27 protein-coding genes are annotated in these 23,217 nt (G+C 65.9%); 11 read left to right on the top strand and 16 right to left on the bottom strand.

Annotation, left to right across the window (positions count from 1 at the left end; translation table 11 throughout):
• Positions 1-3 precede the first annotated feature (3 nt).
• Complete coding sequence (locus tag G3572_RS08405) at positions 4-939, bottom strand: CpsD/CapB family tyrosine-protein kinase (RefSeq protein ID WP_164610721.1); 936 nt, start codon at positions 937-939, stop codon at positions 4-6.
• Positions 940-1,220: 281 nt separating this feature from the next.
• Between G3572_RS08405 and G3572_RS08400 the strand changes: the two genes are divergently transcribed.
• The gene (locus tag G3572_RS08400) at positions 1,221-2,171 is read left to right on the top strand and encodes a glycosyltransferase family 2 protein (protein WP_164610719.1); all 951 of its coding nucleotides are present in this window, start codon (positions 1,221-1,223) and stop codon (positions 2,169-2,171) included.
• A gap of 3 nt (positions 2,172-2,174) precedes the next feature.
• Here the strand turns inward: G3572_RS08400 and G3572_RS08395 are convergent, their stop codons facing one another.
• From G3572_RS08395 to pyk, 6 genes are all read right to left on the bottom strand, one after another.
• A complete protein-coding gene (locus tag G3572_RS08395) occupies positions 2,175-2,927 on the bottom strand; it encodes a WecB/TagA/CpsF family glycosyltransferase (RefSeq protein ID WP_164610717.1) in 753 nt (250 codons plus the stop codon).
• Positions 2,928-3,074: 147 nt separating this feature from the next.
• Positions 3,075-3,827, bottom strand: coding sequence for a type I methionyl aminopeptidase (gene map / locus G3572_RS08390; RefSeq protein ID WP_164610715.1), 753 nt, complete (start codon positions 3,825-3,827; stop codon positions 3,075-3,077).
• A gap of 184 nt (positions 3,828-4,011) precedes the next feature.
• Positions 4,012-4,377 (bottom strand): 50S ribosomal protein L20, encoded by a 366-nt coding sequence (gene rplT, locus G3572_RS08385; protein WP_164610713.1) that lies wholly within the window; start codon positions 4,375-4,377, stop codon positions 4,012-4,014.
• A 12-nt stretch (positions 4,378-4,389) separates the two neighbouring features.
• Positions 4,390-4,590, bottom strand: coding sequence for a 50S ribosomal protein L35 (rpmI, locus tag G3572_RS08380; RefSeq protein ID WP_100196796.1), 201 nt, complete (start codon positions 4,588-4,590; stop codon positions 4,390-4,392).
• 123 nt (positions 4,591-4,713) lie between these two features.
• Positions 4,714-4,938, bottom strand: coding sequence for a hypothetical protein (locus tag G3572_RS08375; RefSeq protein ID WP_164610710.1), 225 nt, complete (start codon positions 4,936-4,938; stop codon positions 4,714-4,716).
• Between the two features lie 30 nt (positions 4,939-4,968).
• Positions 4,969-6,414 carry a pyruvate kinase gene (gene pyk, locus G3572_RS08370; protein WP_164610707.1) on the bottom strand — a complete coding sequence of 482 codons (1,446 nt, stop codon included), beginning with the start codon at positions 6,412-6,414 and terminating at the stop codon, positions 4,969-4,971.
• 132 nt (positions 6,415-6,546) lie between these two features.
• Between pyk and G3572_RS08365 the strand changes: the two genes are divergently transcribed.
• From G3572_RS08365 to G3572_RS08350, 4 genes are all read left to right on the top strand, one after another.
• The gene (locus tag G3572_RS08365; protein ID WP_164610705.1) at positions 6,547-7,305 is read left to right on the top strand and encodes an N-formylglutamate amidohydrolase; all 759 of its coding nucleotides are present in this window, start codon (positions 6,547-6,549) and stop codon (positions 7,303-7,305) included.
• A 144-nt stretch (positions 7,306-7,449) separates the two neighbouring features.
• Positions 7,450-8,379: a calcium-binding protein gene (locus tag G3572_RS22280; RefSeq protein WP_164610702.1), complete on the top strand. Its 930-nt coding sequence runs from the start codon at positions 7,450-7,452 to the stop codon at positions 8,377-8,379.
• A 54-nt stretch (positions 8,380-8,433) separates the two neighbouring features.
• The gene (locus G3572_RS08355) at positions 8,434-8,760 is read left to right on the top strand and encodes a DUF1244 domain-containing protein (RefSeq protein ID WP_164610700.1); all 327 of its coding nucleotides are present in this window, start codon (positions 8,434-8,436) and stop codon (positions 8,758-8,760) included.
• A 197-nt stretch (positions 8,761-8,957) separates the two neighbouring features.
• Complete coding sequence (locus G3572_RS08350) at positions 8,958-10,631, top strand: calcium-binding protein (RefSeq protein WP_164610698.1); 1,674 nt, start codon at positions 8,958-8,960, stop codon at positions 10,629-10,631.
• A gap of 38 nt (positions 10,632-10,669) precedes the next feature.
• On the opposite strand, the gene G3572_RS08345 is transcribed toward G3572_RS08350, so the two are convergent.
• From G3572_RS08345 to G3572_RS08335, 3 genes are read right to left on the bottom strand one after another with little or no spacing between them, the layout of a single operon-like run.
• Positions 10,670-11,530 carry a D-amino-acid transaminase gene (locus G3572_RS08345; protein ID WP_164610696.1) on the bottom strand — a complete coding sequence of 287 codons (861 nt, stop codon included), beginning with the start codon at positions 11,528-11,530 and terminating at the stop codon, positions 10,670-10,672.
• A gap of 4 nt (positions 11,531-11,534) precedes the next feature.
• A complete protein-coding gene (dgcA, locus tag G3572_RS08340; protein ID WP_164610694.1) occupies positions 11,535-12,497 on the bottom strand; it encodes an N-acetyl-D-Glu racemase DgcA in 963 nt (320 codons plus the stop codon).
• The gene (locus G3572_RS08335; protein WP_164610693.1) at positions 12,498-13,121 is read right to left on the bottom strand and encodes a methyltransferase family protein; all 624 of its coding nucleotides are present in this window, start codon (positions 13,119-13,121) and stop codon (positions 12,498-12,500) included.
• Positions 13,122-13,305: 184 nt separating this feature from the next.
• Here G3572_RS08335 and G3572_RS08330 point away from each other — a divergent pair, with 184 nt between their 5' ends.
• From G3572_RS08330 to G3572_RS08315, 4 genes are all read left to right on the top strand, one after another.
• Positions 13,306-14,262, top strand: coding sequence for an L-malyl-CoA/beta-methylmalyl-CoA lyase (locus G3572_RS08330; protein ID WP_164610691.1), 957 nt, complete (start codon positions 13,306-13,308; stop codon positions 14,260-14,262).
• Positions 14,263-14,532: 270 nt separating this feature from the next.
• The gene (locus G3572_RS08325) at positions 14,533-15,492 is read left to right on the top strand and encodes an acetyl-CoA carboxylase carboxyltransferase subunit alpha (protein WP_164610689.1); all 960 of its coding nucleotides are present in this window, start codon (positions 14,533-14,535) and stop codon (positions 15,490-15,492) included.
• Positions 15,489-15,803, top strand: a complete 315-nt coding sequence (locus tag G3572_RS08320) for a DMT family transporter (RefSeq protein ID WP_164610687.1) — start codon at positions 15,489-15,491, stop codon at positions 15,801-15,803. Before G3572_RS08325 ends, G3572_RS08320 begins: the two co-directional genes overlap by 4 nt.
• A gap of 12 nt (positions 15,804-15,815) precedes the next feature.
• Positions 15,816-16,349 (top strand): hypothetical protein, encoded by a 534-nt coding sequence (locus G3572_RS08315; protein ID WP_164610685.1) that lies wholly within the window; start codon positions 15,816-15,818, stop codon positions 16,347-16,349.
• A 3-nt stretch (positions 16,350-16,352) separates the two neighbouring features.
• Here G3572_RS08315 and G3572_RS08310 read toward each other — a convergent pair whose 3' ends face one another.
• Genes G3572_RS08310 through G3572_RS08290 form a run of 5 tightly spaced genes read right to left on the bottom strand, consistent with a single transcriptional unit; the run spans position 16,353 to position 19,720 of the window.
• Positions 16,353-16,592, bottom strand: a complete 240-nt coding sequence (locus G3572_RS08310; protein ID WP_164610683.1) for a hypothetical protein — start codon at positions 16,590-16,592, stop codon at positions 16,353-16,355.
• Positions 16,593-16,641: 49 nt separating this feature from the next.
• Positions 16,642-17,346, bottom strand: coding sequence for an MgtC/SapB family protein (locus tag G3572_RS08305; RefSeq protein ID WP_164610681.1), 705 nt, complete (start codon positions 17,344-17,346; stop codon positions 16,642-16,644).
• A gap of 51 nt (positions 17,347-17,397) precedes the next feature.
• Positions 17,398-18,126, bottom strand: coding sequence for a lysophospholipid acyltransferase family protein (locus G3572_RS08300; protein ID WP_164610679.1), 729 nt, complete (start codon positions 18,124-18,126; stop codon positions 17,398-17,400).
• Positions 18,126-19,052: a cell division protein FtsX gene (locus G3572_RS08295; protein WP_435530968.1), complete on the bottom strand. Its 927-nt coding sequence runs from the start codon at positions 19,050-19,052 to the stop codon at positions 18,126-18,128. The genes G3572_RS08300 and G3572_RS08295 overlap by 1 nt, the downstream gene beginning before the upstream one ends.
• Positions 19,049-19,720, bottom strand: a complete 672-nt coding sequence (locus tag G3572_RS08290; protein ID WP_164610677.1) for a cell division ATP-binding protein FtsE — start codon at positions 19,718-19,720, stop codon at positions 19,049-19,051. Before G3572_RS08290 ends, G3572_RS08295 begins: the two co-directional genes overlap by 4 nt.
• A gap of 185 nt (positions 19,721-19,905) precedes the next feature.
• On the opposite strand from G3572_RS08290, the gene G3572_RS08285 reads away from it, so the two are divergent.
• A complete protein-coding gene (locus G3572_RS08285) occupies positions 19,906-20,745 on the top strand; it encodes a zinc-ribbon domain-containing protein (protein ID WP_164610675.1) in 840 nt (279 codons plus the stop codon).
• A 103-nt stretch (positions 20,746-20,848) separates the two neighbouring features.
• Complete coding sequence (locus tag G3572_RS08280) at positions 20,849-22,852, top strand: NADPH-dependent 2,4-dienoyl-CoA reductase (protein WP_164610673.1); 2,004 nt, start codon at positions 20,849-20,851, stop codon at positions 22,850-22,852.
• Here the strand turns inward: G3572_RS08280 and G3572_RS08275 are convergent.
• Positions 22,849-23,202 (bottom strand): hypothetical protein, encoded by a 354-nt coding sequence (locus G3572_RS08275; protein WP_164610671.1) that lies wholly within the window; start codon positions 23,200-23,202, stop codon positions 22,849-22,851. The two genes, G3572_RS08280 and G3572_RS08275, sit on opposite strands and share 4 nt — an antisense overlap.
• Between the last annotated feature and the right edge of the window lie 15 nt (positions 23,203-23,217).

Genomic DNA, 23,217 nt, shown 5'->3' with positions numbered 1-23,217 from the left:
GCTTCAGGCCCGCCCGTAGCGCAGACGCCCAAGACCCAGATCTTGCGCACGGTTCAAGACGACCCCCATCAGGGGAATACGGTTTTCAAACAGCGTCTCGCAGGCCCGGATGTCTTTTGCAGTGGTCTGCGTGCCATCTGCGACGATCAGAACGGCGTCCACCTTGCCCTTCATGGCCAGCACATCGTCGGTCACCAAAGCGGGCGGCAGGTCCATCACCGTGATCTCGGGGTCAAGCTGCACCTCCATCGCATCCAGCGCCTGCGTGGTGTCTGAACTGTGCAGGATGTCCCCGGCATCGGGAACAGCTTCTCCGTTGAAGCCGATCGCGAGCGTCTGGCCGACCCGCATGAACAAGGATTCCATGGGTTGCGTGCCATCCAGAAAATCGCGCAACGCGCCCGCTGGCGTCACCCCGAAGAGGCTGTGCAGATTGGGGCGGCGCAAATCCAGATCGAGCAGCACGGTCCGGCTGCCCGGTCGCCGTGCCAAAGCCATTGCCAGATTGGCGGCGGTAAAGGACTTGCCACATCCATGTGTGGGCGAGGTCACACCAATCCGGCGCCATCCCCGTTCGGCCATTGCCTGAGCAATCCGGGTGCGCAAAATATCAAAAGCGGGGCCCGCAAGGCTTTGATCTGGATTGGTAAACAAACCGTTTCTGGCAAGATGATCGCCATTCAGGCTGATGGCATTCAGCGATTCCCAGACACGTGCGGCGTTGAAAAGCGCCAAGGGAAAGGGGTCGGCAAAAATATCGCGCCCCAAGTCAACATTCAGCGGATCAAGGTCGCGCTCCGACGCGCGGCCGGGGCGAAACACCGAAACCGTCACGGCGCGGTCACGCCGCGATGGGGCTCCGCCATCCCCTTCCATCGGCAAAATCCCCATATCCAGTATGTTTTCCGAAGGTAGCGCCAAGTTATTGTGTCGGGCCATTGCCTGGCACGCTCCTGAAAAGCGCAGCACGGGGGCTGCCTACCGAAACCCAAACCTGCCACCTGGCAAGCCACGATTTTTGGCGCTTCTGCAAAAATACCAACACATCCAAGATGCATCGTCACTTTTCAGACCTGCCAGACCCCCGTCCAGTTGTTGTTATAGGTAGCAGATTATCTTCCGAAATGAAAGGCTTTGCCCGTGCCTCGGGGCCCGTAAAGCATGGTCAAGCCTGTGCTTCGAATCTAGGATCGGAACGGGAAATCGCAAGGTTGGCAAAGATGTCGGTGATCGTTGATGCTGTGGTGATCGGCCGAAACGAGGGCGCGCGTCTGGTGGCCTGTCTGGCTGCGCTGCAGGGGCGGGTGCGTCGGATCGTCTATGTGGACAGCGGCTCCACCGATGGCTCGGTCGCCAAGGCGCGGGCAGAGGGGGCCGAGGTGGTGGCGCTTGACATGGAAAAGCCGTTCACCGCCGCACGGGCGCGAAATGCGGGCCTGCTTGCCTTGGCCACGGCCCCGCCAGAATTTGTGCAACTGATCGATGGGGATTGCGTGCTCGATCCAAGCTGGATCGGCGCGGCTCTGGCAGCCTTTGCGCGGCATCCGGATGCGGTGGTCGTCTGCGGGCGGCGGCGCGAGCGGTTTCCCGAGGCCTCGCCGTATAACCGGATGGCGGACAGCGAATGGGATACCCCCGTCGGTCAGGCAACGGCTTGCGGGGGCGACGCCCTGATGCGTTATCCCGCGGTCATGGCTGTCGGAGGCTACCGCGATGATCTGATTGCCGGGGAGGAGCCGGAACTGTGCCTGCGTCTGCGGCGCGCGGGCGGGACGATCTGGCGGATCGACGCAGAGATGACCTTGCATGACGCTGCCTTGCTGAGTTTTGGGCAATGGTGGCGGCGGATGGTGCGCGCGGGGCATGCCTTTGCGCAGGGCGCGGACCTGCACGGCGCGGGACCAGAGCGGCATTGGGTGCTGGAGACCCGCCGCGCTCTGATGTGGGGCGTGGCGGGGCCGGTGGTTGTGGTGGTGGCCGCTGCGCTGCACCCGCTGGGCTGGACCTTGTCGCTGGCCTATCCGGCGCAGGTGGTGCGGCTGGCGCGGCGGGAGGGTCTGCTCTGGGGACTGCTGACGGTGGTGGGCCGCTTTGCCGAGGCGCGCGGGGTTCTGGGCTATCACCTCAACCGGGTCTTGGGGCGGCAGGCCGGGCTGATCGAGTACAAGTAGCCGTCAGCCCTGCCGCAGGCGCAGGGCGGCGATGACCTGACCGGGCAGGATGGCCGCGCAGGCGGCGTAGCGCGGCAGGAGGCGGCGCGGTGCGGACAGGGCGCGCCACAGCCATTCCAGCGCCAGCCTGCGCATCCAGAGGGGGGCGCGCTGCTGATTGCCCGCGATGAAATCCAGACCCGCTCCGAAGCCGCAGAAGCCGATCCGGGGGGCCTGTGTGCGGCCGAAGGCGGCGAAGGCCTCCTGACGGGGGGCGGAGAGGGAGACGATACAGAGCCGCGCCCCGGCGGCCTGCATGGCGTGCAGGGCGGCTGCGGCATCGGGGCCGGTCGGGTCAAAGCCCATCGGGGGCGCGCCCGTCCAGGCCAGCCGCAGGGCGGGGAGTTCGGCCTGAAGCCGCGCGCCGGCCTTGGCCAGCACCTCGGGGGTGGAGCCGTAGAGGGCGACGGGCATGCCTTCCTCGGCGGCCAGCCGGAGGAGGGGGCGCAGCAGGTCGGAGCCGGGGACGAGGGCGACGGGGCGGCGGGCGAGGCGGGACAGCCAGACGATGGGGTTCCCGTCGGCCACGATCAGGTCCTGGGCCGCGTAGGTCGCCCTGTAGCTGGCGGAGGCCCTGAGCTTCACGAGGTGGTCGAGGTTGATCGTGGCGAGGGAAAAGCCCTGCCCGGCCCGGAACCGCGCCCTGACCTCGGCCAGCAGGCGGGGCTGGTCGGGGATGTTCACGGTGATGGTCTGGTCGGGAAAGCGGAACTGCACGGGGGGCCTTTGTAACGCGGGGGGCAACTGGAGGAATGACGTAAAATCAACAGGTTGGCACTGCGGGATTTACCATTTGTTAACGATTTGCGCGACGGTGCCGCGGCGGCAGCCCCCCCGCGCGCTCGCGGCCGCGCCGCGCCGGGTTCAGCCCGGCAAGGTGACAATGATGGCCCCGCGATCGGTGGTGACGACAGTGTGTTCGTATTGCACGACCCATGCGGGCGGTTGGCTGTAGAGCGTCCAGTCATCTTCGGACCCCGTTTCGGCCCAGCGTCCACCGTTGGAGAGGAACGGCTCTACCGTGAGCACAAGGCCCTTGTGCATGATGCGGCGATCGCCGCGACTGGGCCATGTTGGCACCTCTGTCGGTTCTTCGTGCAGCGCGTGGCCGATGCCGTGGCTGGCCAGATTGCGGATCAGCGTATAGCCGCGCTCCGTTGCGAACTGGCCGATGGCATTGCCGATGCCCGCCAGCGGTTTGTCATGCCCGACCTGTTCGATGCCGATCTGCATGGCGCGCCTGCCGTCGCGGCAAAGCTTTTGCAGCGCGGCCGGCACCGCGCCAAGGCCGAAACTGGCCCCCGTATCGGCAAAATACCCGTCCTTGGAGGCGGAGACATCGATGTTGACCAGATCGCCTGCGCGCAGCACCCGCCCGCCCGGTATGCCGTGGGCGATTTCCTCGTTCACGCTGATGCAGGTGGCACCGGGAAAACCATAGGTGGTTTCGGGGGCGGAGGCCGCGCCTTCGCGTTCCAGATGGGCGCGGCCGATATCGTCAAGCTCTTGCGTGGTCATGCCCGGTTCCATCGCCCCCGCCATCGCCTGCAGCGTATTGGCCACGATCCGGCCAATGGCCTGCAGGGATTCAAGCTCGTCGTCCTGGGTGATGGTCATGGTGGCGGGTTCCGGTGGTTGCGCGGGCGGCGGCAAGGGTCAGGGCTGTTTAGCATAGCTGCGCGCAGTTGGGGAGAAAACACAAGCCGCAGCCAGAGCGCGGGGCAGCAGGCAGCCCTGCCGTCCGCCAGATATGAAAAAGCCCCGCCAAAGGGCGGGGCTTTGCATCAGATCGGCGCGCCTATCAGGCTGCCAGAGCCGATTTGGCCTGAGCCGCGATGGCGTTGAACGCCTCGGGTTCGTGAACGGCGAGATCGGCGAGAACCTTGCGGTCCACCTCGATGCCAGCCTTGGACAGGCCGTTGATGAGGCGCGAATAGGTCATCTCGATGTCGAACAGGCGGACTGCGGCGTTGATCCGCTGGATCCACAGGGCGCGGAACTGGCGCTTGCGGACCTTGCGGTCACGGGTCGCATACTGCTGGGCCTTGTCGACGGCCTGAGTGGCGGTGCGGAAGTTGGTCGAGCGGGCGGCGTAATAGCCGGCGGCTTTCTTGATGACCTTGCGGTGACGTGCGTGCGTGACGACACCAGATTTAACGCGAGCCATGGGTGTCTCTCCTTAGCGGTCGTAGGGCATGTACTTCTTGACGATCTTGGTGTCCGAAGCGGACAGCAACATCGTGCCAGAAGCATCGCGAATGAACTTGGTCGTACGCTTGATCATGCCGTGACGCTTGCCGGCGACGCCAGCCTTTGCACGACCGCTGGCGGTGAAGCTGAAGCGCTTCTTCGCGGCGGATTTGGTCTTCATCTTGGGCATTTCGATCTCCAATCGTCAAATGCGCGACTCGGCATGCCTAAGTTGGCCGGCCCCGCAGGCTTTCCAGAGTGGCCCCTATAGGCGGGGTCGGGCGCAGGCGCAAGGCAAAAGCGCAGGGCGCCGTCAGTTCAGCAGGCGGCCGATGACCCGAAAGAAGATATCCGGCACTTGCGACAGCGCGACGCCCCCCGGTTTCTGGTTGAGGGCGATGACGATGAGCGTGCCGCCGATCAGCACAATGATGGCAGCCGCCCGAGGGGGGCGGCTGTCTGACAGGGCCGAGAATATGGAGGGGATGGCAAGGGCCATGAGAATGGCCCCGATCACGAACATGAGGTCAGAGTCCATCACCGCCCCTTCCGCTTTGCCTTCCGGCGATTATTCCGGATCTGCCTTGTAAATCAACCGTTCATCGCAAGGCGCGACGCGCAGGATGTTGGTTGTGCCCTGCACGTTGAACGGCACACCGGCGGTCAGCACGATCTGGTCGGTTTCCTTGGCGAAACCGTGCTGGCGCGCGGCACGCACTGCCGAGATGACAGCGCCCTTGAAGCGGTCCTGTTCTTCGGTGATGACGCAATGCGTGCCCCAAGTGAGGCAGAGGCGGCGGGCGGTGCCCATCAGCGGGGTGAGCGCGATGATCGGTACGCGGGGCCGTTCGCGGGCGACGAGGCTGACGGTGGTGCCCGATTGCGAGAAGACGGCGATGGCCTTGATGTCGGTGGATTCGGCGATTTCGCGCGCGGCAGCCACGATGCCATCGGCCACGGTGGAGCGCGAGACGGTGCGGCTGGCCTCGATCACCTGACGGTAGGTGGTGTCGCTTTCGACCGATTTGGCCACGTTGTCCATCGTGGCGACCGCTTCGATCGGGAACTTGCCGGCGGCGGATTCAGCCGAGAGCATGACGGCATCGGCGCCTTCGTAGATGGCGGTGGCGACGTCCGAGACTTCGGCGCGCGTCGGCATCGGCGATTCGATCATCGATTCGAGCATCTGCGTGGCGACGATCACCGGCTTGGCGGCGGCGCGGGCCATGCGGACGAGGCGTTTCTGGATCGGCGGGACCGAGTAGACCGGCAGTTCGACGCCCAGATCGCCCCGCGCCACCATGATGCCATCGGAGACGGCGAGGATGGATTCGTAGGCTTTGACCGCTGCGGGTTTCTCGATTTTCGAGAGGACGGCGGCGCGGCCACGGGCGAGATCCTTGGCCTGCAGCACATCTTCGGCGCGCTGCACGAAGGAAAGCGCCAGCCAGTCGACGCCCAGTTCGCAGGCGAACTCGAGGTCCTTGAGGTCTTTTTGCGACAGCGCGGCCAGCGGCAGGACCACATCGGGGACGTTCACGCCCTTGCGGTTGGAGATGGTGCCGCCGACGGTGACGGTGCAATTGGCAAAGTCCTTGCCGCAGTCATCGACCACCAGACGGATCTTGCCATCATTGACCAGAAGCGAGGCGCCCGGTTCCAGCGCGGCAAAGATCTCGGGGTGCGGGAGTTGCACGCGGGTCGCGTTGCCGGGGGCCGGGTCCAGATCGAGGCGGAACTTGTCGCCATCGGCCAGATCATAGGAATCGGCGTCGAATGTGCCGACGCGCAGCTTCGGGCCCTGAAGGTCGGCCAGAATGGCGATGGGGCGTCCGGTGTCGGATTCGACCTGCCGGATGATCTGGTGGCGGGCGCGGATGTCGTCATGCGTGCCGTGGCTCATGTTCAGGCGGAACACGTCTGCCCCCGCCTCGAACAGCGCGCGGATCATTTCATAGTCGTTGGATGCCGGGCCCAGAGTGGCCACGATCTTAACATTCCGAAGGCGTCTCATGCCTTGTTCCTTCTTCGGTTTTCACTTCGTGGTGGGCCACGGGTGGGAATAGAGCAATCGGACGCGCGGGGCAACTGGCGCGTTCCGGCTAAATGACCTAAAGCCGTAAAACCACCGTGGGGTAAAGCAGAGATGACAGAGAGACGCCCGGAAAGCAGGCACGAGGCCTTTGAAATCCTGGGGGCCGGGCGGGCGGGGCCGTGGCTGGTGACCTGCGATCACGCGACCAACCGGGTGCCGGACTGGCTGGGCGGGAGCCTCGGGATCGCGCCCGAGGACATGGCGCGGCACATCGCCTATGACGTGGGCGCGCGCGGGCTGGCGATTGCCCTGGGCGCGGCGCTGGACAGTCCGGTGATCTGTTCCGATTTCAGCCGTCTGGTGATTGACCCCAACCGCGGCGAGGATGACCCGACGCTGGTGATGAAGCTGTATGACGGCACGATCATTCCGGCCAACCGCCATGTCGGGCCCGCCGAGGTGGAGACGCGGCTGGAGCGGCTTTACCGGCCCTATCACGAGGCGCTGGCGCGGCTGGCGGAGGGGCGGGCCATTCTGGCAATCCATTCCTTCACGCCCTGCCTGAAGGGGCGCGCGCCGCGGCCCTGGCACATCGGGGTGCTGCACAGCCATCTGGACGAGCGGCTTTCGCGCGCGGTGATCGCCGGTCTGGAGCAGGTGCCGGACTGGTGCGTGGGCGACAACGAACCCTATGCCGGCCACCTGCCCGGCGATGCGATCGACCGCCATGCGCTGATACCGGGGCGGCACAATACGCTGATCGAGGTGCGCAATGACCTGATCGGGACCGAAGCCGAGCAGCAGGATTGGGCGGTGCGGCTGGCACCGATTCTGTCGGCCGCGCTGGCAGCCGTGTCTGCCCCCGCCTGATTGCCGCCAAAATCAGGACAATCTTGGTGGATATCCCTCGATTGACTGACCGTTTCGGGAAATGATCACAAAGGCTTGACCCAACTTTCCTTTGTGCTGCACTGGCCGCGCGGTTTGCGTTTTTTGCTGTGCACAGGTGTCCTGATGGAATTTCTGCTTTTGTTGCCCCTGCTTTTGGTCGGTGGTCTTGTTGTCGGTGGCTCGGGCGGTGGCGACGACGGGCCCGCGGCGGAGCCCGAGCCTTCGGATGAGGCGGGCGAGGTCGAGGCAGGCACCACCGCGCCAGACGAGATGGCGGGCACGGTGTTGAACGACATTCTGCTGGGTGGCCTCGGGCGCGACACCATCGAGGGCTTGCAGGGCAATGACGTGATTGCGGGCGAGCGCGGCAATGACGACCTGACCGGCGACGAGGGCAATGATGTGGTGCTGGGCGGCGCGGGCAATGACCGTGTGGACGGCGCGACCGGCAACGACCTGCTGGTTGGCGGGGCAGGCAATGATACGGTGACGGGCGGGGCGGGCAATGACCTGCTGATCGGGTCGAGCGGCAGCGATACCATGCAGGGCGGCGAAGGCGATGACACGCTGGTGGGAGTGGAGTTCGACCGGTATGCCGATGAAATGGCGCGCTCTGCCGCAGACCTGCGCGGCGTGCTTTCGCGCAATTTTGCCGACACTGTCAGCGCGCAGCAGTTGAACCGCGTGTCGGCCAGTGTCACCTCGGGCGATGTGGCAGAGCGCGGGCCGGACCAGCTGGAAGGCGGCGATGGCAATGACCTGCTGCTCGGGGATGACGGGGATTTTCTGAGCGGCGGCCTTGGCGCGGATGAATTCGCCATCGCTTACAGGCCCGATGACGCGATGAGCATCATCACCGATTTTGACCACCAGACCGAGTCGCTGACGCTGATCCTCGACAATCCTGACACGGCGCAGATCGTCATCCGGCCGTTCGGACCTCTCACGACGCTGATCGAGGTGGACGGGCAACCTGTGGTGCGGCTGTCCAATCAGGATGCAGAGCAACTTCTGGCCACGCGGGATAACTGGCTGACTGTGGAGCCTGCCTGACGCCGGTTGAAGCGCCTGCGCCGATAGGACATGCTGTCGGCGCAGGAGGACAGCATGACACAGGACGAGCAAACCCGGATCGAGCTTGAGGCGGCAGCGTTCCGCGCGCTGATGCATCATTTGCTGGAAAAGCGGCCCGATGTGCAGAACATCGACCTGATGAACATGGCCGGTTTTTGCCGCAACTGCCTGAGCCGCTGGTATCAGGAAGCGGCCAATGCGCGCGGCATCGAGATGGACAAGGCCACCGCGCGCGAGATCGTTTACGGCATGCCCTATGAGGACTGGGTGGCGCAAAACCAGACCCCGGCGGACGAGGCCAAGCAGGCGGCCTTTACCGAGGCTTTTGCCCGCAATGTCGGCCCCTCAACCACAGGGTGAGCCGCGTTTCCAATTCGCAGTAAATATCGGGGAATATTGCCAATATTGCTGTGCTGGCGTGGACAATCACAGCGCGACCTGCGCGGCAGATTGACAGGCACGTTTTTTGCCCCTTGGGTATTAACAAGCGCGTGACCGGAACCGTTACTCAGTAGGTCTGTGGCATGACGCCGTGTTGGTAACGGGGGGTATTTTTTATGGAACTGTTTTTGCTTTTGCCGGCGCTTTTGCTGGCAGGGTTGTTCACGGGTGGCGGTTCTGATTCTGCCGATGATCCCGAGCCGCGTGAACCGGCGACCGCTGGGGATGACGCGTTGACCGGAACCAACCGGTCCGACTTGATCGAGGCGCTGGATGGCCATGACCTGATCAACGGATTTGAAGGCCGCGACACGATTATGGGCGGCGCGGGCGATGACAGCCTGTTTGGCAACCGTGGCGCGGATGCGCTTTACGGCGAGGCGGGCGATGACATGCTGATGGGCGGCATCGGCCGCGACATGCTGGACGGGGGCGAGGGCGACGACCGTCTGTTTGGCGGGGGCGGAGCCGATACCATGCTGGGCGGCGCGGGGGATGATTTCGCCTCGGGCGGGTTCGGGGAGGACAGTCTGGCGGGCGATTCCGGCAATGACACGCTTTTGGGCGGCGGTGGGGCTGACAGCCTTTTCGGCGGCGAGGGGGATGACAGCCTTGACGGCGGCCTCGGCGCAGACAGCCTGTCGGGCGGAGAAGGCGATGATACGCTGTCGGGCGGCTTCGGGGATGATACGCTTTATGGCGGCGCGGGCCTGAACCAGCTGAACGGCGACGAGGGGGCCGATCTGATCGTCTCGGAGTCGGGCAATGATTCCGTTTCGGGCGGCGATGGCAATGATCTGGTGCAGATGACCGGGGCCGAGGGGGCCGCCTTTGTCGATCTGGGCAACGGGGCGGATACGCTGGAGGCCGGTGCGGCGGGGGCGGCGATCACCGCAGATGGCGGCGCAGGCGATGACGTGATGCAGACCGGCAGCGGCGCGGATACGCTGACCGGTGGCGGGGACAACGACTTCATGTTTTCGGGCGCGGGGGATGACCAGCTTTTTGGCGGGATCGGGGATGATACGTTGAACGGCGGCCCCGGGGATGACCTGCTCGATGGCGGGCCGGGGGATGATGTGTTCCTTCTGGGCGCAGCGGCTGCTTCTGCGCCCGGGCCCGATGGCAACGGACAGGCGGTCGGGGCCGATACGGTGGTGGGCAACGCGGGCAACGACTGGTTGCAGGTGCGCGGCATCGGGGCCGAAGTGGTGGCCTATATGGGCGATGGCGATGACCGCTATGACGGGTTCGTGCAGGCGGGCAGGACCGTGGCAGAGCATGGCAGCGTGACGGTCTATGGCGGCGAAGGGGCTGACAGGCTGTTCTCGGGGGCCAGTGCGGACCAGTTGTTCGGCGGCGCCGGCGATGATGTGCTGAGCGGAGACGAAGGCAGCGTCATGGTGGATGGCGTGCGCGTCGACCTGTCGGGGCCGGACAGCCTGTTCGGCGGCGATGGCAATGACCGCCTGACGCTGAGCGATGGCGATATCGGCACGGGCGGCGATGGTGCCGATACCTTTGCGCTGCACTACTTTGACGACGTGCGCGATGCGACCGACGAGATCATCATGGAATGGGACCGGAGCGCGGTGCGCGTCACCGATTTCACCCCCGGCGTGGACCGGATCGAGATCACGCTGGCGGGCAGCCCTGTGGGCAGCACGCCCGATCTGGTCGCGGTGGAGGGCGGCACCATGGTGCGGTTCGGCAGCGATGATGTGGCGTTTCTGGCGGGGGTCGCGCCCTCGGCCATTCTGCCGACGGATATCGTGCTGTCGGCAGGCTGAAGCGGCGGCCGCTTCAGCCAAGGATGCGGGGCCGCCGGTTACACGGCGGCCTTGCGCATTTCGTCAAGGTAAAGCTCGCGCAGGCGGGTGGCGACGGGGCCGGGTTTGCCGCTGCCCACGGGCTTGCCGTCGATTTCCACGACGGGCATGACGAAGATGCTGGCGGCGGTGGAAAACGCCTCGTCCGCGGCTTGCGCCTCTTCGATGGTGAAGGGGCGTTCTTCCACCTCGAACTGTGCCTCGGCGGCGAAGCGCAGGACGGCGGCGCGGGTGATGCCGTGCAGGATGTCGGTGGTCAGTTGTCGCGTTATGATGCGGTTGCCCTTGACGATATAGGCGTTGTTCGAGGTGCCTTCGGTCACCGCGCCATCCTCGACGAACCAGCTGTCATCGACGCCGGCCTTTTTGGCGGCCATCTTGCCCATCGACGGGTAGAGCAGTTGCACCGTCTTGATGTCGCGGCGCGACCAGCGCAGGTCGGGGATCGAGATGACGCGGAAGCCGGTTTTTGCGGCGGGGGCATCGGCGAGGTTGGGGATGTCTTGCGTGAAGGCCACGATGGTGGGCGGCAGGTCGGCGGGCGGGAACACGAAGCTGCGGTCACCGGGGTTGCCGCGCGTGACCTGCAGGTAGATCATGCCCTGGTCGATGTTGTTGAGCCGGACCAGTTCGCGGTGCATGGCGATGAGGTCTTCATCGGAGCAGGGCGCGGCCATGTCGAGTTCGGACAGGCTGCGGTGCAGGCGTTTGATGTGGCCGTCAAAGTCGATCAGCTTGCCATCCAGCACCGAGGTGACCTCATACACGCCATCGGCCATCAGGAAGCCGCGGTCGAAGATCGACACGGTGGCTTCGTGTTCGGGCAGATACTGGCCGTTGACATAGACGGTGCGGGTCATGGTGCTATCCCCAAAGGGCCGGATGCGGCGGGTGGATGCCGTGTTCGTCGAACAGCAGCGGGTTGTCGCGGTCTTGGGCCAGCAAGAGCGGTCCGTCAAGGTCTGTGAAGGCCGCGCCCTGTGCAAGGATCGTCGCGGGGGCCATCGCAAGGCTGCTGCCGACCATGCAGCCGACCATGATGCCAAAGCCCATCGCCTGCGCCTCGGCCTTGAGGGCGAGCGCCTCGGAAAGGCCGCCTGTCTTGTCGAGCTTGATGTTCACCACATCGTATTTGCCGCGCAGGGCGGGCAGGCTTGCGCGGTCGTGGCAGGATTCGTCGGCGCAGACCGGAAGCGGGCGGGCCATTTCGGCGAGGCTGTCATCGGCACCGGCGGGCAGCGGCTGTTCGACCAGCGCGACCCCCATCGCGACGAGGCGGGGGGCAAGGTCGGCGTAGATCTCGGGCGTCCAGCCTTCGTTTGCGTCGATGATGAGGGTGGCGCGGGGCGCGCCCTGTCGCACCGCCTCGAGCCTTGGCATGTCATCCGGTGTGCCGAGCTTTATCTTCAGCACCGGACGATGCGCATTTTCGGCGGCCTGCGCGCGCATTGCGGCGGGCGTGTCGAGCGAGAGGGTGAAAGCGGTGACCACGGGGCGCGGGGCGGGCAGGCCGAGGAGGTCCCACACCCGTTTGCCTGCCGTCTTGGCCTCAAGGTCCCAGAGCGCGCAGTCGAGTGCGTTGCGGGCGGCACCGGCGGGCATGTCGCGCGCCAGAGTCCCGGACGTGATCCACGGCGGCGCGGCGGCGATCTGCGCCATCACATCGGCGACGGATTCGCCGTAGCGGGCATAGGGCACAGCCTCGCCCCGGCCCTGATGGCCGTTGCGGGTGATGGTTGCGGTGACCACCTGCGCCGTGGTCTTGGACCCGCGCGAGATGGTGAAGGTGCGGGCCAGCGGGAAGCTGTCGGCGGTGACGGAAATCATTCAGAACAGGGGGAAGGTCGGGATCAGGCCATAGTCCTTGACCATTTCGGACGCCTCTGCCAGCGGAATCAGGGCCAGAAACACAAGGGCATCTTGGAGGTTGATGCGCAGGGTGCGCACGTTGAAGGTGACGTTCGCCTCGGTGCGGAACAACGAGGGCTTGGGAAGGATGCGTGGCACGCGTGCCGCATAGGCATCATAGGCGGGCCCGAATTCTGCGCGCAAGAACGCTTCTTCCTTGCTGGCGGTGATCGAGAGGATCGCGAATATGAGCGCCGTAAGCCCGAGGGTGAGCAGGAATGACCCGAGCATCATGCCAAAGCCAGCGACACCTATGGTGGAAAACAGGTAAAGCGGGTGTCGCATGATCGAATAGGGCCCGTCTTGCATCACCATCGCGTTCTTGCGCGCGCCGATGTAGAGCACGGCCCAGAACCGCCCGAGCACCGCCACGATGATCAGGGCGATGCCTGTGACCTCCATCACCTCGAAGATCCAGTGGCTGTCCATCCAGATGGATTTGGAGAAGATGATCAGCGGAAGGGCGAGCAGGAAGGCAACGCGCAGCGCTGCGATGCGGATCTTCTGATTGACGGGGCTGTGTGAAGCGGTCGCGGTGGCCATGGCAGGGTCCTGTTCGGGTTATGGAGCAGACATGGCGCCTTTCGTCATCGAACTGTCAAGCATGCCGGAGTCGCAGGTGCGGAAGGTGGCCCGATGCTGCACCTGCAAAGGCGGGCTTGCAGAGTGGCGCGCAATAATCTATCGCTGCGGTGCAGAGTCGTGAAATTAACTTGCCGAGGCCCCGATGAGCTTTCGTATCCAACCCACCCCGCCCGCCCGTCCGAACCGGTGCCAGTTGTTCGGCCCCGGATCGCGTCCGGCGCTGTTCGAGAAGATGGCGGCATCGGCGGCGGATGTGATCAACCTCGATCTGGAAGACTCGGTCGCGCCTGCCGACAAGGATCAGGCGCGGGCCAATATCATCGCGGCGATCGGTGCGGTGGACTGGGGAAACAAGACCCTGTCGGTGCGGATCAACGGGCTCGACACGCCGTTCTGGTATCGCGATGTGGTCGATCTGCTGGAGCAGGCGGGGGAACGTCTGGACCAGATCATGATTCCCAAGGTGGGCTGCGCGGCGGATGTCTATGCGGTCGATGCGCTGGTGACGGCGGTGGAGCGCGCCAAGGGGCGCAAAAAGCCGATCAGCTTCGAGGTCATCATCGAAAGCGCGGCTGGGATCGCGCATGTGGAGGAGATTGCGGCGAGCAGCCCGCGCTTGCAGGCGATGAGTCTGGGCGCGGCGGATTTCGCGGCCAGCATGGGGATGCAGACGACGGGCATCGGCGGCACGCAGGAAAACTACTACATGCTGCGCGAGGGCGTGAAGCACTGGTCGGACCCGTGGCACTGGGCGCAGGCAGCGATCGTGGCGGCCTGCCGCACGCATGGCATCTTGCCGGTGGACGGGCCGTTTGGCGATTTTTCCGACGACGAGGGCTTTCGCGCGCAGGCGTGGCGGTCGGCCACGCTGGGGATGGTGGGCAAATGGGCGATCCACCCCAAGCAGGTGGCGCTGGCCAACGAGGTGTTCACCCCGTCCGAGGCAGCGGTGACCGAGGCGCGCGAGATTCTGGCTGCGATGGAGGCCGCGAAGGCGCGCGGCGAGGGGGCCACGGTATACAAGGGCCGTCTGGTGGACATTGCCAGCATCAAGCAGGCCGAGGTGGTCGTGCGGCAGGCCGAAATGATTGCAGGGTGACGTAGCGTCACATCTGAATCGTTGACAAGCTGCCGTGTGCTGGTCAATGCTTCGCCCGCAGCGCCTGAAATAAGGGCGCTTTGCAAAGAATACCCGCGCCACGCATCAGGGGAGAGGAGGCCCCCGCGTGGCAACTGGGGAGGATGCACGCCCCGAACCAGCGGTTCGGGGCGCTGCTGTTTCTGGCGGGCGTGAATGGGATTGGCGGCGCTGCGGTTGCAATGCCTTGCGGGCAAGGGCATATAGGCGCTGTCCTTCACGGAGTGGCCGATGAATTACCTTGAGTTCGAAAAACCCCTCGCCGAAATCGAAGGCAAGGCTGAAGAATTGCGGGCGATGGGGCGGTCCAACCCCGAGATGGATATCGCCAAGGAAGCCGAGGCGCTGGACAAGAAGGCCGAGGCCATGCTGCGCGATCTGTACAAGGATCTGACGCCGTGGCGCAAATGTCAGGTGGCGCGCCACCCGGACCGGCCTCATTGCAAGGATTACATCGACTCGCTGTTCACCGAATACACCCCGCTGGCGGGGGACCGGAACTTTGCCGACGATCACGCCGTGATGGGCGGTCTGGCGCGGTTCAACGATGTGCCGGTGATGGTGATCGGCCATGAAAAGGGCAATGACACCAAGAGCCGGATCGAGCGCAACTTTGGCATGGCGCGGCCCGAGGGTTACCGCAAGGCCATTCGCCTGATGGATATGGCGGATCGGTTCCGGCTGCCGGTGATCACGCTGGTGGATACGCCCGGTGCCTACCCCGGCAAGGGCGCGGAAGAGCGCGGGCAGGCCGAGGCGATTGCGCGGTCCACGCAGAAGTGCCTCGAGATCGGGGTGCCGCTGATCTCGGTGGTGATCGGCGAGGGCGGATCGGGCGGGGCGGTGGCCTTTGCGACCGCGAACCGCGTCGCGATGCTGGAGCATAGCGTCTATTCGGTGATCTCGCCCGAGGGCTGCGCCAGCATCCTGTGGAAGGACGCCGAGAAGATGCGCGAGGCTGCCGAGGCCCTGCGGCTGACCGCGCAGGATCTGCAGAAGCTGGGCGTGATCGACCGGATCATCAAGGAACCCGTGGGCGGCGCGCAGCGCGGGCGGCGGGAGACCATCGACGCGGTGGGCAAGGGCATCGAGGCGATGCTGAAGGAGTTGTCGGGCAAGAAGCCCGAGGCGCTGATCAAGGATCGCCGGTCGAAGTTCATCGAGATGGGGTCCAAGGGACTCGCCGCGTGAGCGCTTGGGGTCTGGTGGCGCTGGCGGGTTTGCTGGAAACCGGTTGGGCCATCGGTCTGAAGTATTCTGACGGATTCACGCGGCCTTTGCCGAGCGCGCTGACGATTGCCGGCGCGCTGGGCAGTTTCTGGCTGTTGTCGCTGGCGATGAAGGATTTGCCGGTGGGCACGGCCTATGCGGTTTGGGTGGGCATCGGCACCTTGGGGACCGCGATCATGGCGGTGGTGCTGTTTGCCGAACCTGTCAATCTGCTGCGCGTGCTGGGGATCTTGATGATCCTTGGCGGGATCGTCGCGCTGAAGCTGGCCTGAAAGGGGGCAAAGATGCCCAGACAGTCTCGACAGGGTGGCGGCGCGGGAATTGCGGCAGCCCTGTGCTGCGTGGCGCTGGCGGTGCATCCCGGTCTTGCTCTGGGCGGCAGTCTGGAGGGGCGCATCGTGACGCTGAACACCGAGACCACGAACCCCGATGGAACGCTCGCCTTTGTCTCGCGCGGGCGGACGGTGAGCGTGGGCGGGCTGGTGGAGTTCGCGCTGCTGCCCGAGGGCGGGAACAGTGCGCTTGATGTGGTGCCTGTCGAAGTGGACATCAGCGCCAACCGGATCGAATTCACCTATGGCGAGGAGGAGGGCTGGTTCTGGGAGGCCCCCTTCAACGGATATGTGCTGCGCTTCGAGGTGGAGTGCGCGCTGTTCGAGGGTTTTGCCATCGACCCGGCGTTCACCACGCTGCCGGTGACGCCCGAGCATATCCGCACCGAGGGCGGCGCGCTGTTCATCAATGTGGCGGGCATGGATTACGGGCCGGAGTCGCGGCTGGCGCTGGATTTTCAGGTGAGCGACTGTTTGCTCGGCTGAGGCTTACCACAGGGTAGCGGCAGCGCGGGCGGGCCACGCGGCATCATAGGCGGCACCGTCGATGTCGCCTCGGGTGAGTTCGCGCATCATCTCTCCCACGCTTGGCAGGCCCGCCGACTGGTCACCGCCCGTCCACAGCGCCGAGCGGATCAGGGCGCGGGCGCATTGGGAATAGATCTCGGCGATGGTGCCCACGATCACGCTGCGGGGCTGCGCGCCGTTGCGGTCAAAGCGGGCGCGCAAGCCGGGGGCGAGTGGTCGGGATGTGCCGACCCTGACCCGATCTGCTGCCCTAGTCCACCGGCAGCAGGGAGATATCCTGCACCGCCGGATCGGCGCGCAGCGCGGCACAGAGCGCGTCAAGATCGGTTCCCTGGCGGGGCAGGGTGACGGTGGTGTTGAGCGTCAGATCGTCACGGGTCTGGGTAAAGGCCAGCGGCCCCGCGCGCAGCCCGTGCTGCGCCAGAAGGGCCATAAGATCGGCGCTGCGATAGGCGGGCAGGGCGCGGATGTTGAGGCGAAGGGCGGAATGCACGGGAATCACGCGCTGCATCAGCCGCAGCATGACCAGCACGGCCAGAACGATCAGGGTGCCGATGATGGCCAGCTCCAGCATGCCCGCGCCATAGACGATGCCGAGCGAGGCGGTGAGCCAGAGCGATGCGGCGGTGGTCAGGCCCTGCACCGACAACCCCTCGCGGAAGATCACACCCGCGCCCAGAAAGCCGATGCCGGTCAGGATGGCATGCGGCATCCGTGTCATGTCGGTGACGATCTGGGTGTCGGGTTGAAAATCGGCATCCCATGCCGATTGATGGGCGGCGATCAGCATCATCAGGGCAGAGCCGAAGCAGACCAGCGTATGGGTGCGCAGGCCGGCGGGCTTTGCCTGCATCTCGCGCTCGGCCCCGATCAGCGCACCGGTCAGCAGGCTGCCGATCAGGGGCAGCATCAGGGGCACGCTGAGAAAGGTGGCAAGAAGGCTGTCGAGTGTCATGGAGCAGCAACACGCGCCCCGCGTTAAAGTTCCGCGCCGGGGCGGCGGGTTTCAGGGCGCGGTGAAGCCCGCTTCGGCCATCAGGGCATTCGAGGTGTCTTCGATGGCCTGTTCGAGTTGCTTCATGAAGACGGGCACCGGCAGGCCGGGTTCGATGCGCGGCAGGAAATGCACGACGCAAGTGCCCGGTTTGCGCAAGACCCCGCGTTTGGGCCAGAACACGCCGATATTGGTGGCGACCGGCACACAGGGCTGGCCGAGTTGTTCGTAGAGCAGGCCCGAGCCGACCTTGTAGGGTTTGACCACGCCGGGGTTCACGCGGGTGCCTTGCGGATAGATCACCAGCTGGCCCGGATCGGTGGCGGATTTCGCCACATCGGCCTTCATCTTGGCGATGGCGGCCCCGCGTTTGCCACGGTCGACGAAGACGCAGCCGATGCGCTGGGCGTATTGGCCGAGGAAGGGGGCGTAGATGAGTTCGCGCTTCATGATGAACTTGCCGCGCGGGATGGCGTGGAAGATCACCAGAATGTCGAAGAAGCTCTGGTGTTTGGCGGCGATCACCACCTCGTCGGTGGGGGGCGTGCCGCGCACCTCGACCTTGAGGCCCAGCATGAGGCGGGCGGTGAAGATCACCCAGCGGCAATAGGTATGGCAGGCGGCAAAGGCCCCTTCGCGCGAAAACAGCGCCCAAGGGGCAAAGACAACGGCCATGACCGCCATTGCCAGATACATCTGGATGTTGAACAGCAGGGACATGATCCAGCGGATGGCAAGCATCAGGTGAGCCCTTTCAGGGTGCGGAAGGCGGCATATCGGGTGGCGGCAAAAGCCACCATCGCGGTCAGGGGGGGCAATAGCAGCGGCAACAGCCAGCCGAAACCCTGAAAACCGAGCCCGGTCAGAAAGGCCCCGGCGTCATCGGCCTGCGGCAGCAGCGCGACGCCGATCATGGCGATCAGGGTGCCGATGGCGGCCCCTGTCAGCGCGCGCAGGGTGAAGCGGCGGACAAAGGCGCGCACGATGTAGGCATCTTTCGCCCCCACCAGCCGCAGGACGCGGATCACCGGCAGGTTGGCCGAGAGCGCGGCATTGGCGGCCAGCGTGATCATCGCGGCGGTGGAGCCTGCGATGAGGATCAGCGAGAGCGCGCCCAGAAGGCGCAACCGCTCGGCCGCCTGTGCCATCGGGCGGCGCCAGCGGGTGTGGTCATCAAGCACCGCGCCGGGGGCCTCGGCGGCAAGGCGCAGGCGCAGGCCCTGCCCGTCATAGCCGGGGCTGGCCTCGGTGAGTTCGATCAGGCGGGGCAGGGGCAGCGCGTCGACCGGCAGGTCGGGGCCGAACCACGGCTCGAGCAGGGCGCGCTGTTCGGCGGTATCGAGCACGCGTGACGAGGCCACGCCGGGGGTGGTGGCCAGAAGCGCCACCACGGCGGCGACCTGCGTGTCGAGTTGTTCTGGCGGGGCCGAGATGCGGATGGTGGCGGTGCCCGCGAGGGCCGAGGCCCAGCGGTCGGCCAGCCGCCCCGAGGCGAGCGAGAGCGCAAGGGCAAAGACCGCCAGAAAGGCCATCGCCCCGGCGGTGAACAGCGTGAGTTGCGCGGTGAAGCCCGAGGGCGGCACCACCCTGTCGGCCTGACGGTCACGGGCGAACAGGCTGCGGGCCAGTTGCACGGGGGCCAGAAGCGCGGGATGGTTCGGTTTCACAGATCGGCCCCCGCCAGTTGCACGCGCCGGTTCTGGATGCGCAGCACCCGCGCGGCCAGTTGCGATTTTGCCTGCCGGATCAGGTTCATGTCATGGGTCGCGACAAGGATCGTCTTGCCCATCCGGCTGAGTTCGACCAGCAGCGTCAGCAGGCGCAGCGACATGTCCCAGTCGAGGTTGCCGGTGGGTTCATCGGCGAGGATGACATCGGGCGACATGATGATGGCGCGGGCAAGGGCGGCGCGCTGACGTTCCCCGCCCGAGAGTTGCGGCGGCAGCGCATCGGCCAGCTTGCCCAGACCCACCCAGTCGAGCAGCGCCGTCAGGTCTTGCGGGTTGCCCTTGCGGTTGGCCACCGTGAGCGGAAGGGTGACATTGGTGGCCACCGGCAGATGGTCGAGGAACTGGCAATCCTGATGCACCACGCCGATGCGGCGGCGGCAGAGCGCCACGTCGTCGCGCGTCATCATGCGGGCGTCGCGGTCAAAGATCGAGACGCGGCCTGCGGTGGGGCGCAACTCGGCATAGGCGAGCTTGAGGAAGGTGGATTTGCCCGCCCCCGATGGCCCCGTCAGGAAATGGAACGACCCGGGCGCAAGGCGCAGGGTGACATCGGAAAGCAGCTCGCCCCCGCCGTAATTGAAACCCAAATTCTCGAACGCGATCACTCATCCGCCCCTTTGGCCTGCCGGTGGCACAGGCGGCAGGATTGCGCAAAGCGGGGCCGGATACAATGATGGCGGGGCATCACCGCGCGGGTGTTGTTGCGAAAACAGCCACAAACTCTTGGCCTTGGCCGGGTTCGTTGCTAGTGTCGCCTGAAAATCCGGGAGAACCGGGAAAGGTATGCCCGATGCGCCTGATCTGTCCGAATTGCGATGCCCAGTATGAAGTTGATGATGGCGCCATTCCGGAAGCCGGTCGTGATGTACAATGTTCCAACTGCGGGCATGCGTGGTTCCAGCAGCGCGAGGTTGTGGCCGCCGATCTGAGCGACGAGCTTTACCGCGAGCCGGAGGCGGTGGCCCCTGTGCCTGCCGCCGTGGCGCAAACGGATGCTGACGACGAGGAGGAGGAGCCCGAGCAGGCCCCGCCGCCCCCCGCCGCCGTTGCCGCCGCCGCCCCTGTGCAGCGCAAGCTGGACGAGGATGTGCTGGCCATCCTGCGCGAGGAGGCAGAGCGCGAACTGGCAGCCCGCCGGGCCGAGGCGAATGCGATCGAGATGCAGGGCGATCTTGGCCTTCCGCCGCCCGTCTCGCCCGTGGTCGGCTCTGCCGCTGCTGCCGCGGCGGCTTCCGCAGCGGCGCGCAGCGAGGCAGTCCGCCGCCCCGGAGCAGAGGTTGGCGGCGCCAATCCGGCGCTGCGCCCTGCCGCGCGGCGCGATCTGTTGCCCGATATCGAGGAAATCAATTCGAGCCTGCGGCCCAATGACATGGCCGCCAGTCTGGTGGACGAGGCAAAGCCGAGGCCCGTCGGCAAATCTTCGGGGTTCCGGACGGGATTTGCGCTGATGCTGATCCTCGCGGCGCTGGCGCTGGCGGTTTATGTCATGGCCCCGCAGATTTCCGCGCAGATTCCGGGGGCTGCCGATGCGATGCAAGCCTATGTGGCGGCGGTTGATTCGTTGCGCGTGGCGGTGGACGGGCTGATGAAGCGGGCCACCGGCGCGCTGAACGGGCTGACCGGAGGCTGAGGACAGGCTCGGGCGCGGCGGCGCGCCTGTGTCGTGACGCCGCGTTGCGGGTGACAAGCCGCGCGCTGCCGCCCATTGTGTCGCCAATCTGCCGGAGGACATGATGACCCTTTATCCCCATTTGCTTGCCCCTTTGGACCTTGGCCATGTGCGTTTGCGCAACCGGGTGCTGATGGGGTCGATGCATACCGGGCTGGAGGAGACGGGCGACTGGGGGCGGGTGGCCGCCTTTTACGCGGCACGGGCGGCGGGTGGTGCGGGCCTGATCGTGACGGGCGGCATGGCTCCGAACCGGGAGGGCGGGGTGTTTCCGGGGGCCGCCGGGTTGTTTTCGGACACCGACATTGCCAACCATCGCCGGGTGACCGACGCGGTGCATGACGCGGGCGGGTTGATTGCCATGCAGATCCTGCATGCGGGGCGCTATGCCTATGGCAAGGAATGTGTGGCCCCGTCAGCGGTGAAATCGCCGATCTCGCCCTTCGTGCCGCGTGAACTGGATGCGGAGGGCATCGAAAAGCAGATATCCGATATCGTGACAGCCGCCATGCGCGCGCAGGAGGCGGGCTATGACGGCGTGGAGATCATGGGGTCGGAAGGCTATTTCCTGAACCAGTTTCTGGTGCGCCATACCAACCGGCGGGAAGATGACTGGGGCGGCAGCTATGAGAACCGTATGCGCCTGCCGGTCGAGGTGGTGGCGCGGGTGCGCGCGGCGGTGGGGCCGAACTTTATCCTGATCTACCGGATCAGCCTGATCGACCTGATCCCCGACGGCTCGACATGGGCCGAGGTGGTGCAGCTTGCGCGCGCGATAGAGGCGGCAGGGGCGAGCATGCTCAACACCGGGATCGGCTGGCATGAGGCGCGGGTGCCGACGATTGCCACATCGGTGCCGCGCGCGGCCTTCACATGGCTGACGGCGCGGTTGCGGCCCGAGGTGGGGATTCCGGTGATCACCTCGAACCGGATCAACACCCCCGAGGTGGGCGACGGCGTGCTGGCGGCGGGGCAGGCCGACATGGTGTCGATGGCGCGGCCCTTTCTTGCCGATGCCGATTTCGTCGCCAAGGCGGCGGCGGGGCGGGCGGACGAGATTGCGCCCTGCATCGCCTGCAATCAGGCTTGCCTCGACCATACGTTCAGCGGCAGGCTGACAAGCTGTCTGGTCAATCCGCGCGCCTGCCACGAGACGGAACTGGTCTATGCGCCGACCGATGCGCCCAAGCGGGTGGCGGTGGTGGGGGCGGGGCCTGCGGGCATGATGACGGCGCTGGTCGCGGCACAGCGCGGGCACCGGGTGGTGCTGTTTGACCGGGCGGAACGGGTCGGCGGGCAGTTGCATCTGGCGGCGAGCGTGCCGGGCAAGGAAGAGTTCAAGGGGCTGATCGCGTGGTTCGGCACCATGCTGGAGCGGTCGACGGTAGAGTTGCGGCTGGGCACCGAGGCGACGGTGGCCGATCTGGCCGGGTTCGACACGGTGGTGATTGCCACGGGCGTGGCGCCGCGTGATCCGGCGATTGCGGGGCAGGAGCGGGCGCTGAGCTATCTGGACGTGCTGACGGGGGCGCCGGTGGGGCGCCGCGTGGCGGTGATCGGCGCGGGCGGCATAGGCTTTGACGTGTCGGAATTCCTTGTCCATTCCGGCGAAAGCCCGACCGAGGATCTGGCGCTGTGGCGGCGCGAATGGGGCGTGGGCGATCCGGCAGAGGTGGCGGGCGGCTTGGCCGTGCCGCACCCCGAGGGGCCTGCGCGCGAGGTCTGGCTGTTGCAGCGCAAGGCGGAAAAGCCGGGGCGGGGTCTGGGCAAGACCACGGGCTGGATTCACCGCGCGGCCCTTGCGGCCAAGGGGGTGAAGATGCTGGGCGGGGTCAGCTACAAGGCGATCACCGCCGAGGGGCTGGTGATAGAGCGCGACGGGGCCGAGCAGATTCTGCCGGTGGATGACGTGGTGCTTTGTGCAGGGCAGGTGCCGGAACGGGGGCTGGCCGATGCGCTGGTCGCCGCCGGGATCACCCCGCATGTGATCGGCGGGGCCGATGTGGCGGCAGAACTGGATGCCAAGCGCGCGATAGATCAGGGCGCGCGGCTGGCGGCGGTTCTCTAGTAGTTGTTGGGATTGCCGGGCAGGATGGTGCCGGTGCCTTCGTCGCCGCCTGCGCCGACCCAGATCACGTTGCGCCCGTTGACGCGCACGGCCCAGCAGCTTGACGGGTTGCCGTCATAGCCAAAGCACATGCGGTTGCCCTTGATCGACCATTCCCCGCTGTAATCGGGGCCACGGATGGCGCCGTCGGGGGCGTAATATTCGGTAAAGCCGCCCGAGGCGACCATCGAGCCGCGCACGGTGTTGCCCACGATCGCAGCGCGGATCGCCTCGCCCGAGGCGAGGTCTTGCGCCAGTGCAGGCTGCGGCAGCAAGGCGGCGAGGCACAGAAGGCGGCGGGCGACGGACATGCGACTCTCCCTTGG

Origin of the sequence: Pseudotabrizicola algicola (assembly GCF_010915705.1) — a bacterium.
GTDB lineage: Bacteria > Pseudomonadota > Alphaproteobacteria > Rhodobacterales > Rhodobacteraceae > Pseudotabrizicola > Pseudotabrizicola algicola.
The sequence above is the reverse complement of the archived record's forward strand: the minus strand, read 5'-3'. Positions and strand labels throughout refer to the sequence as shown.